At 42.6% G+C, this 12,292-nt stretch carries 11 protein-coding genes; 4 read left to right on the top strand and 7 right to left on the bottom strand.

What is annotated here, in order from left to right; all coding sequences use genetic code 11:
* Window positions 1-8: 8 nt before the first annotated feature.
* From CRJ00_RS10445 to CRJ00_RS10435, 3 genes are all read right to left on the bottom strand, one after another.
* Window positions 9-929 carry a TIGR01777 family oxidoreductase gene (locus tag CRJ00_RS10445; RefSeq protein ID WP_099366817.1) on the bottom strand — a complete coding sequence of 307 codons (921 nt, stop codon included), beginning with the start codon at window positions 927-929 and terminating at the stop codon, window positions 9-11.
* Window positions 926-2,359, bottom strand: a complete 1,434-nt coding sequence (locus tag CRJ00_RS10440; RefSeq protein WP_099366816.1) for a phytoene desaturase family protein — start codon at window positions 2,357-2,359, stop codon at window positions 926-928. The genes CRJ00_RS10445 and CRJ00_RS10440 overlap by 4 nt, the downstream gene beginning before the upstream one ends.
* 284 nt (window positions 2,360-2,643) lie before the next feature.
* The gene (locus tag CRJ00_RS10435) at window positions 2,644-3,201 is read right to left on the bottom strand and encodes a thioredoxin family protein (protein WP_099366815.1); all 558 of its coding nucleotides are present in this window, start codon (window positions 3,199-3,201) and stop codon (window positions 2,644-2,646) included.
* Between the two features lie 201 nt (window positions 3,202-3,402).
* Between CRJ00_RS10435 and dnaK the strand changes: the two genes are divergently transcribed.
* Window positions 3,403-5,325, top strand: coding sequence for a molecular chaperone DnaK (gene dnaK, locus CRJ00_RS10430; RefSeq protein ID WP_099366814.1), 1,923 nt, complete (start codon window positions 3,403-3,405; stop codon window positions 5,323-5,325).
* 193 nt (window positions 5,326-5,518) lie between these two features.
* Here the strand turns inward: dnaK and CRJ00_RS10425 are convergent, their stop codons facing one another.
* The 3 genes from CRJ00_RS10425 to CRJ00_RS10415 all read right to left on the bottom strand — a co-directional run bounded on the left by CRJ00_RS10425 (window position 5,519) and on the right by CRJ00_RS10415 (window position 8,817).
* Window positions 5,519-6,199 (bottom strand): TIGR02117 family protein, encoded by a 681-nt coding sequence (locus CRJ00_RS10425; protein WP_257213748.1) that lies wholly within the window; start codon window positions 6,197-6,199, stop codon window positions 5,519-5,521.
* A 98-nt stretch (window positions 6,200-6,297) separates the two neighbouring features.
* On the bottom strand, window positions 6,298-7,212 hold the full coding sequence (locus tag CRJ00_RS10420; protein ID WP_099366813.1) for a sugar phosphate nucleotidyltransferase: 915 nt from the start codon (window positions 7,210-7,212) through the stop codon (window positions 6,298-6,300).
* A gap of 57 nt (window positions 7,213-7,269) precedes the next feature.
* Window positions 7,270-8,817: a helicase HerA-like domain-containing protein gene (locus tag CRJ00_RS10415; protein WP_099366812.1), complete on the bottom strand. Its 1,548-nt coding sequence runs from the start codon at window positions 8,815-8,817 to the stop codon at window positions 7,270-7,272.
* A 279-nt stretch (window positions 8,818-9,096) separates the two neighbouring features.
* Here CRJ00_RS10415 and CRJ00_RS10405 point away from each other — a divergent pair, with 279 nt between their 5' ends.
* From CRJ00_RS10405 to CRJ00_RS10395, 3 genes are all read left to right on the top strand, one after another.
* A complete protein-coding gene (locus CRJ00_RS10405; protein ID WP_099366810.1) occupies window positions 9,097-9,378 on the top strand; it encodes a hypothetical protein in 282 nt (93 codons plus the stop codon).
* A gap of 106 nt (window positions 9,379-9,484) precedes the next feature.
* On the top strand, window positions 9,485-11,086 hold the full coding sequence (locus CRJ00_RS10400; RefSeq protein ID WP_099366809.1) for a SulP family inorganic anion transporter: 1,602 nt from the start codon (window positions 9,485-9,487) through the stop codon (window positions 11,084-11,086).
* A 66-nt stretch (window positions 11,087-11,152) separates the two neighbouring features.
* On the top strand, window positions 11,153-11,800 hold the full coding sequence (locus tag CRJ00_RS10395) for a carbonic anhydrase (RefSeq protein WP_099366808.1): 648 nt from the start codon (window positions 11,153-11,155) through the stop codon (window positions 11,798-11,800).
* 232 nt (window positions 11,801-12,032) lie between these two features.
* Here CRJ00_RS10395 and CRJ00_RS18815 read toward each other — a convergent pair.
* A partial coding sequence (locus tag CRJ00_RS18815) for a hypothetical protein (RefSeq protein ID WP_218962203.1) occupies window positions 12,033-12,292 on the bottom strand: 260 nt, incomplete at its 5' end.

Here is a 12,292-nt window from a genome sequence, read left to right as displayed (position 1 = left end):
GTATTCGTTTAAGTTGATTGATTAGCTAAATCGCTAATTGCGGGCTGAATATAGGGAAATTTAAATGTAAAGCCTCTTTGGGAGGTTAAAATTGTTGTTACAGGAACGGTCTCTAAAAGTAAACTCGCATCTACCCCTTTAAACCTCGCACCAATCTTAGCCATAAACACAGATAAAGGTAATCCGATCGGCATATGCGCAGCCTTTCTGATGGCCTTCATAAAGTCGGCATTGGAAACAGGATTTGGGCTACAGGCATGGTACACCTGATCTGGCTTTTCCAGATCGGCGATCCAAATCAGCAATCGTTTAAAATCCTCATGATGTATCCAGGAAACCATTTGTTGTCCATCCCCTACCTTGCCGGCCAGACCGAATTTCGCTAATGGATACAACTCGGCAAACATGCCTGATCCCTGCATCAATACAGGACTTATCCGTAGGATCACCTTTTGGGTGTCTGGGGTCGATGTGTTTAAACATGCCGCTTCCCATTTCTTGGCCAATTCGGCCAGGAAATCATGACCATAATCTGTACTGTTTTCATCTTGTAAGGTTTTTCTACCGTTGAAAATGGAAACACCGGAAGCATTGATCCATATTTTAGGGGGTTGCCCCATAGTTCCGAGCGCTTTTCCCAAAAGGGAGGTAGGAACTACTCGCGAGGAAAGCAACAAAGCTTTATTCTTTTCATTGAAAACCCTATTAATGGATAAGCCCGTGAGGTTGATCAGTACATCTGCTCCTTCTATCTTTTTAACCCAACCTCCTAACTGCTCTCCATCCCACAGCACATAATGTAGGGCAGGATGATCTGACTGATGCTCTTCTCGACTCAATAAGAATACCTCGTCGCCTCTTTCCAAAAATTCTTTTGTCAATATTTTTCCAAGGTTGCCGGTTCCACCAGCGATTACTATTTTCTTCATCGGGTTATTTTTATGTTAAAATGATCAGCCAAGGCAATTCTGGCGGCATGAAATCCGCACATACCATGTACCCCCCCACCAGGTGGGGTGGATGCCGAGGCTATATACACTTTCGGATCCGAAGTTCGATAAGGCGTCAGGGATTTTGTCGGCCGGGTAAACAATTGACGAAGGTCCATCACCCCACCGGAAATATCCCCACCAATATAATTAGGATTATAAGCTTCCATATCCGCCGTATTCATGACGGATCTAGCCATTATCGTATCCTTAAATCCTGGAGCAAAACGTTCTACTTGATTTTCTATAGCAGAGGTCATATCCACTTCCGATCCAAGGGGAACATGGCAATATGCCCATCCTGTATGTTTTCCAACAGGCGCCCTGCTGGAATCAAACACGCTCTGTTGAGCGAACAAAACATAAGGCTTTTTGTTCAAGCGTCCATGTTGGGTATCGGATTCCGACTGTGCAATCTCTTCAAAACTATTGCCCAAATGCACGGTTGCTGCCTTTTGGCAGCGGATATCCTGAAAAGGCGTGGCTTCAGACAATGCCCAATCAATCTTGAATACCCCCATCCCATACCGAAAAGCTTCCAATTGTTTTTTATAACCGTTAGTTAGTTTTAGGTTTTTCAACTTCAAGATCTGCTTAGGTGTCATATCCAAAATACAGATCCGGTGGGATGGCAGGTCGGCCATATCCTTCACCCAGGTCTGCAGTTGAATCTTTCCTCCCAATGCTTGGTAATAAGCGGCTAAGGCATCGGCAATGGCCTGAGAACCACCGATCGGAATTGGCCAGCCGAACCGATGGGCAACCGTCCCTAACATCATACCGATGGCTGCTGTAGCAGGTTGATCCAAAGCCTGCATGCCATGTGCAACGATTCCCGCCCAAAGAGATCGCGTCCTTTCGGATTGGAAACCATCAGCAATGAACTTTGCCGAACGTAATGCCTTCAATCCGAATCTACCCATCAAAAAAGGATGCTTGGGAAAGCGCAAAGGCCCCATGACATCTTCGGAAAGCTCCTCCCACCTGTCTATAAAGGGAGCATATAAACGTTTATATGGTTGGAAATCACTGCCCAGTTCTTCTTTCATTGCCTGCATGTCCCTACGCAACAGCACTGCCGGTTGGTTATCCAAAGGATGTGCAACCTCGTAATCTGCATAGGTAAACCGCAGACCATAATCTGCCAAAGGAAGCTGCGAGAAAAAGGGCGAGGCCAGCGCCATTGGGTGGATGGCCGAGCAAACATCATGGTTAAAACCAGGTAAGGTCAATGCCTTGGTCCGCATACCACCCCCATAGCTATCTGCACCTTCTATCAATAGCGTTTGCAGGCCAGCTTGTTGAAGTGTTATTGCTGCGGCAAAACCATTCGGTCCCGAACCTATAATTATCGCGTCGTAGTTAGCCAAAATTTTCTCTTTCCCCTAATTTAACATATTAAAATTCGAATCGCCGAATTTTCAGAAAAACGCTCTTAGTATTCATCCATTTATTTACTGGTCCGGCTCGTAATAAAAGAATAATGTAAGTGAGGTGTAAGTAAGTTGTAAGTGACTTTTAGCACTTACAACTCACTTACACCTCACTTACACCCTACTTGCAGCACGAAGCTGCCAACATAAAAAAAAGGCCAACCAATGGTTGACCTCAATTTTATATATCAGGATTTGAAATCCCTATGATTTACCCTAATCTATTCGCTTAATAATCCGATCAATTCTTTCTGGATGGCTACGCCTTTATCCTCATTATACCAACGCTGGATAAATTCCTTGATTTCTTCGAAAGGTTTACCTTCGGCTTTCATCTGTTCAAAGATGCCTTGTAATACCGCAGGTCTTGGGCCCCAGATCACTTTATCATGCCCTACATCGTTACGGATAATCAATTTTGGGATGGATTTACCGCCATTGGTCAGGTATTCATCGATCAGGTATGGTTCAGTATCTCTCAATTGGATATCCAAATCAATGAATTCATTGTCCTTCACGATCTGATAAATCTGCGCTACGGAATGTGCCGCATCCCCACACCACGGTTCAGTGATAACGATCCAATGTTGTGGATCTTTAATTTGCTGAATACAGTTTTTCATTTCTTCAGAAGGTTCAAACTTTTTAAGCCATCTGGTCATCCTAGACCAGTTCAGCTTGGTGTAGTTCAGGTAATCAGCATCGTTGGAGTATGCTTCGTGATTTTCTGTGTTTATTAAAATATCTTCGAAGTAACTCAGGTATTCGTCAAAATTCATGTTTGATTTCTATTTCCACAAAAGTAATCAATTAATGGATAATTCAGAAATGATGACAGAATGTCACATTCCAATGACAATAGCAGGAAATAATTACCGCGTTTCCGCTGACAAAACGAGAAAAAACCATTTGGCATAAGCGTTGTTGATAGAATATGAAATCGAAAAATTTAAAAAAGTAAATAGATAACACAACAAGATATGTCAAAAATTATAGGAATCGACTTAGGAACTACCAACTCATGTGTAGCCGTAATGGAAGGTAATGAGCCGGTAGTAATTGCCAACAACGAAGGTAAACGCACTACGCCTTCAATCGTGGCATTCGTAGAAGGTGGTGAACGTAAGGTTGGGGATCCTGCAAAACGTCAAGCGATTACAAACCCGCACAAAACTGTTTATTCTATCAAACGTTTTATGGGTGTAACGTATGATGAGGCAAAAAACGAGATCGAACATGTTCCTTATAAGGTAGTAAAAGGCGACAACAATACTCCACGTGTGGAAATTGATGATCGTAAATATACACCACAAGAAATTTCAGCCATGATCCTTCAGAAAATGAAGAAAACGGCTGAGGATTATTTAGGTCAGGAAGTTTCTCGCGCGGTAATTACCGTTCCTGCATACTTTAACGATGCGCAACGTCAAGCAACGAAAGAAGCTGGTGAGATCGCAGGATTGAAAGTAGAGCGTATTATCAACGAACCTACAGCTGCAGCATTGGCTTACGGTCTTGATAAGGCAGACAAAGACATGAAAATCGTGGTATTCGACTGTGGTGGTGGTACGCATGACGTTTCTGTTCTTGAATTAGGCGACGGCGTATTCGAAGTAAAATCTACCGATGGTGATACACACTTAGGTGGTGATGACTTTGACAACGCGATCATTAACTGGTTAGCCGCTGAATTTGCTGACGAGAACAATGGTTTCGACCTGAAAAAAGATGCAATGGCATTACAACGCTTGAAAGAAGCTGCTGAAAAAGCAAAAATCGAATTATCAAGCACTACTTCAACAGAGATCAATTTACCATATATCACTGCTGATGCAACAGGACCAAAACACTTAGTACGCAATTTATCACGTGCTAAATTTGAAAGCTTAGTAGGGCCACTTATCGAGCGTACTATCGAGCCTTGTCGTACAGCATTGAAAAACGCAGGTTATTCTACTTCAGATATCGATGAGGTAATCTTAGTAGGTGGATCGACCCGTATTCCAGCAATCGTAGAAGCTGTTAAAAAATTCTTCGGAAAAGATCCTTCAAAAGGTGTTAACCCAGATGAGGTAGTAGCTTTAGGTGCTGCAATCCAAGGTGGTGTATTAACCGGTGAAGTGAAAGATGTATTGTTATTGGATGTTACCCCACTTTCCTTAGGTATTGAAACCATGGGTGGTGTAATGACCAAATTGATCGAATCCAATACCACGATCCCTACCCGTAAATCGGAGGTATTCTCGACTGCATCTGACAACCAACCATCCGTAGAGATCCATGTATTGCAAGGTGAGCGACCAATGGCTGCACAGAACCGTACATTAGGACGTTTCCAATTGACAGACATCCCTCCTGCACCTCGTGGTATCCCGCAGATCGAAGTAGTATTCGACATCGATGCGAACGGTATCATCAAAGTATCGGCAATCGATAAAGCAACCGGTAAAGAGCAGAATATCCGTATCGAGGCATCTTCTGGTCTTTCGGATGAGGAAGTGAAGAAAATGAAGCAAGAAGCGGAAGCTAATGCGGAAGCAGATAAAAAAGTGAAAGAGGAAGTGGATAAGTTGAACTCTGCAGATGCATTGATCTTCTCAACCGAAAAACAATTGAAAGAGTATGGCGAGAAAATCTCGGCAGATAAGAAAGCTCCAATTGAAGCAGGTTTAGAGAAATTGAAAACTGCTCATGCAGCGAAAAACTTCGCAGATATCGATTCGGCATCTGCTGAATTACAGGCCGCTTGGAATGCAGCATCAGAAGAGATGTACGCTGCTTCTAACCAAGGCGCTGGAGATCAACAAGCACAAGGCGATGCTGGTCAAGGTCAAGCTAATACTGGCGGAAACCAAGGCGGAGCGGATGATGTGCAGGATGTTGATTTTGAGGAAGTGAAATAATTTAAGCGATTTATTGATCCTTCGGGGTTTCATTAAATTATCCTTATCATATGAAAGGGAGTTTCCAAATGGAAACTCCCTTTTTTTATCTTTCTGAGCAGGGCTATGTCATCCTGAGCAGCGTCGAAGGATCTATACGGTTGGCCAACGAACAGATCCTTCGACTAACGCTCAGGATGACATAGCCACATAATTACCGATAATGCCTCAAAATACCCTTATCAAATACTGTCCACACACCAGCAGGAAGATTGGCTCTTTTGAGCGCATGATTAGACCAAGTATTGCAGGAATAAAACAGACTATACGCCCCTTTTGCCTCATAAAAGGCATCATCCATGCCATATTGCGCATTGGTTTGGATATAGATCGGTTCTCCCTTGGCATTCTTATCCAGACTCGCTAAGATAAAATCCGTTAAGGCTTGATACTGCTCTTGGCTGATCATTAATTTTCTGCAATCCTCTCCTAAGCTCATATTCCTATAATAAGTCACATGCAGGGCGGTTTCTCCAATTCCAAGCCCGGCTATCAAGGCGGTTTTTAAGGTAAGGTCCTTCCATTCGGGGGTATTCAAATAAAACCCCTTATCGCCCCATCCAATGGCAATGAACCGATGATCTGCGGATTTACCCTTGGTATGATCGATCGGAAAGACCTTGCTCCAATCCTGTTCCCCTTCCTTAATGGGCAAAACCAAATCCGTATGTACGCCATTGGACAATACATAAAATGGGATCTCCGCTTTGGTATCACTTGGTTCCTGCTTATTCAGCGAAATGCGCGAGAGTACCGCATCAGCAGAGAAATAGATCAAGCCGAAAACCAACAATCCCAATAATACATAGCCCAACCAGATCATTACTTTTTTCATTATGGTTTATATTTGAACCCCAATAATAAGAAAAACGGCTAAAGAAATCCTTATCAATTTCCTTAGCCGTTCCATATTTCTTTGAAAGCTGCTCCTGCTTAGAACAATTTCTCCGGATAAACTTTATCTGCAATCAATTTAGAGATGCTCTCCTGAACGATCGGCTTATCTTCCACATACGTTACACCGAACCATTTTGAAGAGGTAGGGATCACTTTAAAGTCCGCCATACCATGCTTCACCATATAATCTGGGATGGATGGAATAAAGAATTCAGATTTAGGATTATCTCCATTCTCTTCCACAAATTTTGGGAACAGATCCATACATACCTCAAATACTTTAGGTGTGAATCCCCAGAAGTTCATGGAAACCCTAGCATCTGCAGGAAGTTCTGTTTGCACGCCATTCTCTTCATAAACAATCTTTCGGCTTCCGTTATCATCCGTTACGTAATAGATATTCGTACGTTCGGTAACCGATTCCATATTTCCTTCTTCGTTGACTTCACAAACCCCTCTGGAAACATAGCCATAATCCGACATGGTATTACCCACTTCAAAGCCCATTAAGGACATGTGGGTATCGGAAACTTCGTTGGTCAAGAAATCCGCCATTTTCTGGAAGGCATCATAACCATAGAAGTCATCGGCATTGATCACACAGAAAGGGCCATCAACGACATCCTTAGCGCTCATTACCGCATGGGCTGTACCCCAAGGTTTTGTACGTTCGATTTCCTTGTCAACACCAAATTTCTTCAGATTGAAATCCTGGAAGGCATAATCCACTTCGATTTTTCCGGCGAATTTTGCATCAAATTTATCACGCATTACCTGCTCAAATTCTTGGCGGATAATAAAAACTACTTTACCAAATCCTGCACGAATAGCATCATAAATTGAATAGTCGATAATAGATTCTCCATGTGGACCAAATCCGTCAACTTGCTTTAATGATCCGTAGCGGCTTGCCATTCCTGCTGCTAATACTACCAAAGTAGGTTTTCCCATAATATAAATTTTTGTTTAGTATTCTTAATTTCTATGCGCAAATATACTATTTTACTGTTATCTCTTTTTAAACATTGCATTTAAGATGCCACTTGCCAGTTTCCCCAACAATTTCACCCCTTCCCGGGCCAACGTTCTGCTGGCCTGGTTCTGTGCTGCCTCCAAAGGCGATTGCCTGCGAGATCGGGAGGAACTGCTGGTTTTAGAGGCTTTTTCGGCTTCTTTCTGTGCCTTTTCTGCTGCTTCCTGCGCCTCGAACTGTCCCATCTTTTCTTCCAGGATTTCGGAGGCCGTACGGCGTTCCACGCGTTCGTGGTATTTTCCATTGTACTCGGAATTGCGGACCAGTTCTTGGTATAGTGCCGGTTGGCAAGGTCCCATAACCGCCCTAGCTGGTACGAGGTGGGTGGCTACCACTTCTGTAGGTATCCCTTTATCATTTAACACCGTCACCAAGGCCTGCCCTGTTCCCAATGAGGTCAATATTTTATCTATCTCATAAAATTCGGAGGTCGGATAGGTTTTCACCGTTTTCCGGAGGTTCTCCGCATCGTTAGGGGTAAATGCCCGTAAGGCGTGTTGGATCCTATTTCCCAATTGTCCCAAAACAGATTCCGGGATATCGGTTGCTGCCTGTGTACAGAAGAAAACCCCAACTCCTTTGGAACGGATCAAGCGAACAATCTGTTCAATCTGGGTTAAAAAGGCTTTGGATGCGCCGTTGAACAACAAATGCGCCTCATCAAAGAAGAACACCAATTTTGGTTTATCCAGATCGCCTACTTCCGGGAGGTTCTTGAACAATTGCGCCAAGAGACTCAACAAGAAGGTGGAGAACAACAATGCTTGATCCTGGATATCCGAAATATTCAAAAGGGTGATGACGCCTTTCCGATCAATTTTTCCGAAAAGATCATTGATGTCAAATTCCTTTTCCCCCAAGATATGTGCCAAACCTTGCTGTTCAATGGCTACAATTTTTCGAAGGATGGTACTGGCACTTGCCGAGCTGATCTTTCCGTAATCGCTTTTTATTTCCTCCGCTCCCGGACCTTCCGAAAGGTAACTCAATAACCTTTTAAGGTCTTGGAAATCGACGATCGGAAGTTGATTATCATCCGCATATTTAAAAATCGCGCTCAATACACCGGCTTGGGTATCGTTCAGATCCAGTATCCGAGATAATAGGACGGGACCAAAATCCTCTACCGTAACGCGCATCGGAGCACCCAGATTGCCACTCAAGGAAAAGAGTTCAATCGGAAAACTAGCAGGTTCAAAGGGAATACCCACAGCATTTCCACGCTCGATCAGGGCGTCATTGGTTTTTCCGGGCTCTGCCAATCCCGAAAGATCGCCTTTTACATCGAGCATGAAGACTGGTACACCGGCATCGGACAGCTGTTCGGCCATCAATTGCAGGGTCCTGGTCTTTCCGGTACCCGTTGCACCGGCGATCAAACCATGTCGGTTCATCATTTTCAAGGCCAGGTTAACCTTGGCATCCGTTACGATTTCGCCATTCAGGATTCCGGATCCCAATTGTATAAAAGCGCCCTTAGGACTATAAGAGGCTGTAATTTTCTGAATAAATTGTTCTTTCATGGTATTTTTGGACTAATACTGAACTATTTGTACCCGAAAATAGGAATTAAATAGGATTATACAATAATAGAATTTTGAGAGAAGTACATTAAGGAATTATTAAGAAATCAGATTAAAGGCAATCCTTTTGTAATTTTTTCATAATAAAATTTCAAAAAAGCTTTCTTTTTAAAATTAAATTTTATTTTTGTACTGTTTATGATTGCGAGCCGAAACTTATTTACAAAAGCGTACAGGATCTTAGCTGCCAAGCTATGTTTCTTTGTGTTCTTCACAAAGATGCTGATATCCATCACGCCGATGTTTGTAGATGTACTGGATAAAGGTACTGTTCTACAGGTGGTTATGCAATTAGAAATCGAGAATACGGCCAAAGGAGCCAATAGCAACAATGAAGATATCCATGAAACGGGTATCAAGGTATTCAAACCAGATTCCATTGATTTCCTAGCCTTTAATCCCACTATTGAAAGTACAGCGCAGATCAAGCATTACCTACGTAATGAAAAAAGTATCTGTGCCTTTCATCCATCCGTACCGACACCCCCTCCTAACTGTTAATTCATTTTTTTCCGATTATCAGGTTCTCTGACCGGCCATGCTGTGTCTTAATGGGACCATTGAGCTTATTCACAAAAAAAAATGAATTTAACAAATTGAACAAATTATGTTTGGTACACGTACGTCCGCTTTTCTAAAATTGTCGAAAAGGGACTTAAAATATGACTTTCCCGCAAGTATAGTAGTTTTTCTAGTCGCATTACCTTTATGTTTAGGAATCGCGATGGCCTCCGGAGCGCCACTTTTTGCCGGTATCTTAACAGGAATTATAGGCGGCTTAGTGGTTGCTTCGGTTTCAGGCTCTCCTCTAAGTGTGAGTGGTCCTGCAGCCGGTCTGACCGTAATCGTCCTGGGCTCCATTGAAAAACTGGGTGCTTACGAAACTTTTATCCTAGCGGTTATGATCGCTGGGGTTATCCAATTGATCCTGGGGATCGTAAAAGCCGGTATGATCGGTAATTACTTCCCATCCTCAGTGATCCTGGGTATGTTGGCAGCGATCGGTATCACCATTATCCTAAAACAGATTCCATTGGCTTTCGGTATGACCGAGACGCATGCCTTTGAACTGGATAACGGCGGTGGTTTTGCTGCATTTACAGATACGATATTCTCCAGTATCAACTGGGGGGCTACGTTGATCTGTTTATTATCCCTGGCTGTGCTTATTTTCTGGCCGAATATTAAGAAATTGAACAAAGTCCCTGCTCCATTGATCGTGGTATTATTAGGTGTGGGATTGGGTTATGCTTTCCAAGGAACTTCCTTGGCCTTGAACCCGGATCACTTTGTATCCATCCCGGTGGTTTCTTCCATTACGGAATTCAAAGGATTGTTCATCTTCCCAGATTTCACGCAGATCCTGAATAAAGAGGTATGGATTGTGGCCATTACCATTGCGATCATTGCGAGTCTAGAGACTTTATTGAGTATCGAGGCAGTAGATAAAATCGATCCATTGAAAAGAAATTCACCAACAAACAGGGAATTGGTTGCGCAGGGTATTGGTAACATGACTTCTGGATTCTTAGGTGGATTGCCTATGACATCAGTGATCGTTCGTTCTTCTGCGAATGCCAATGCGGGCGGTAGGACAAGACAATCGGCGATGTTGCATGCAGTTTGGTTATTGTTGGCCTTATTGGCGATCCCAAGTATCATCAACCTTATTCCATTGGCAGGTTTGGCCGCTATCCTTTTACATACAGGATATAAATTGGCAAAACCAGCTTTATTCAAGCAGATGTTAGGTAAAGGATTGGATCAATTCATTCCATTCTTTGTAACCGTTGCAGCGGTTGTTTTCACTGATCTATTGACCGGTGTTGGGGTTGGTATTTTGGTTGCTACGTTCTATATCTTGAGAGCAAACATGCACAATGCTTACCATTTCAACATCAAACCAACGGAGGTAGAGGATAATTCTGTTGCGGTGTTGACCTTGGCGGAGGAGGTAACCTTCCTTAACAAAGCGCCAATTCAGGAAAAACTGTACAACCTTCCAAAAAACGTGAAGAGTATCCTGATCGATGGGCATCGAAGTAAGTTTATTGATAAGGATGTCATAGACGTCATCAAGGATTTTGAGCAGAATGCGATAAGCAAAGGCTTGGAAATTGAGCTGAACGGTGTAACTTACAAAAAGAGAAAGCGATCTAATAAGAGTCCTTTCAAGAAAAAAAAACATAAACTTCAAAAAGTAGTTTAAAAGAATAAAATAATTGCAGAAACTTGTATTGTTTCTTAATCGAACAACATATAAAAAATTAAAAAAATGAGCTTAAAAGAGTTAGAAATTGGTTTTAACAACATTATAGAAGGTAATAAAGACTGGATGGATTTCGTACAGAAAGACACAACAGGAAGATTTCAACAGTTAGCAAATGGACAAAACCCGGAGATTTTATGGATTGGTTGTGCGGATAGCCGTGTGCCAGCGAATGAATTGACAGGAAGAAAACCGGGCGAAGTGTTTGTACATCGTAATATTGCCAATATGTGTGTGCACTCGGATATGAGTATGTTAGCCGTTTTAGACTATGCTGTAAATGTATTGAAGGTAAAACATATCATTGTAGCTGGACACTATGGTTGTGGTGGAGTTGCTGCTTCTTTGAGTAGTCAGCAATATGGTATTATTGATAACTGGTTATGCCATATCAAGGATGTATACCGCTTGCACGCAGAAGAGATTGATGCGATCGAGGATCAAACTGAAAAGACCAATAAATTGGTGGAACTGAATGTGAAGGAGCAGGTATTGAATCTTTGCAGTACTTCCATTGTGCAGAACTCCTGGAAAAATGGCGCTGATCTAGCGATCCATGGAATGGTGATCAATATCGGTACTGGTCAATTGATTGATTTGGATACTACTTTTACCAGCAATGAATCGCTGGGTAAGGTGTTTAAGTATATGTAGGTTTTTAGATGAGAGATGATAGATGATAGATGATAGACTTTGGCAGTCTATTATCTATTGTCTATTATCTATTGTCTCTATTCAATAAAGGCAGCACGCCGTCATTGCGAGGAACGAAGCAATCTTAACCCATGTCATGGTGAGCGTAGTCTAACCATCTGTTCGTGTACCAATGTACAGATCCTTCGACTACGCTACCAATGACATGTTGTATAACCTATTGTTAATCAGATCAATGTATCTTCTCTAATTTCATATCGAACTCCAGTGCCAACCTGTTCAGGTACTTTTCCTTCTGCTTTTTCAATTGTGTTTCATAGGTCTGCACCCCTTGTTCCACATAGGTAGTCCCCTTTACCATCAGTCGCCAATACTGTGCTGCCAATTTGTTGGCCATGGCCTTAATGGCGATCATAGGCCCTTTTCTGGCCCGAAGCCGTCGTCCGAATTCCCCGATCGCTATTTTCTTGCTCTGTAGGAGTCCCTGTGCAA

The sequence above is a fragment of the Sphingobacterium sp. 1.A.4 genome (assembly GCF_002734245.1).
GTDB classification, from domain to species: Bacteria; Bacteroidota; Bacteroidia; order Sphingobacteriales; family Sphingobacteriaceae; genus Sphingobacterium; species Sphingobacterium tenebrionis.
This window is presented reverse-complemented; position numbering and strand designations above follow the sequence as displayed.

Coding starts and splice junctions, on each gene's coding strand:
- CRJ00_RS10420 (WP_099366813.1), bottom strand. CDS start 7,212: ATGGGAAAACCTACTTTGGTAGTATTAGCAGCAGGAATGGCAAGCCGC.
- CRJ00_RS10405 (WP_099366810.1), top strand. CDS start 9,097: ATGCTGATATCCATCACGCCGATGTTTGTAGATGTACTGGATAAAGGT.
- CRJ00_RS10395 (WP_099366808.1), top strand. CDS start 11,153: ATGAGCTTAAAAGAGTTAGAAATTGGTTTTAACAACATTATAGAAGGT.
- dnaK (WP_099366814.1), top strand. CDS start 3,403: ATGTCAAAAATTATAGGAATCGACTTAGGAACTACCAACTCATGTGTA.
- CRJ00_RS10400 (WP_099366809.1), top strand. CDS start 9,485: ATGTTTGGTACACGTACGTCCGCTTTTCTAAAATTGTCGAAAAGGGAC.
- CRJ00_RS10445 (WP_099366817.1), bottom strand. CDS start 929: ATGAAGAAAATAGTAATCGCTGGTGGAACCGGCAACCTTGGAAAAATA.
- CRJ00_RS10415 (WP_099366812.1), bottom strand. CDS start 8,817: ATGAAAGAACAATTTATTCAGAAAATTACAGCCTCTTATAGTCCTAAG.
- CRJ00_RS10425 (WP_257213748.1), bottom strand. CDS start 6,199: ATGAAAAAAGTAATGATCTGGTTGGGCTATGTATTATTGGGATTGTTG.
- CRJ00_RS10435 (WP_099366815.1), bottom strand. CDS start 3,201: ATGAATTTTGACGAATACCTGAGTTACTTCGAAGATATTTTAATAAAC.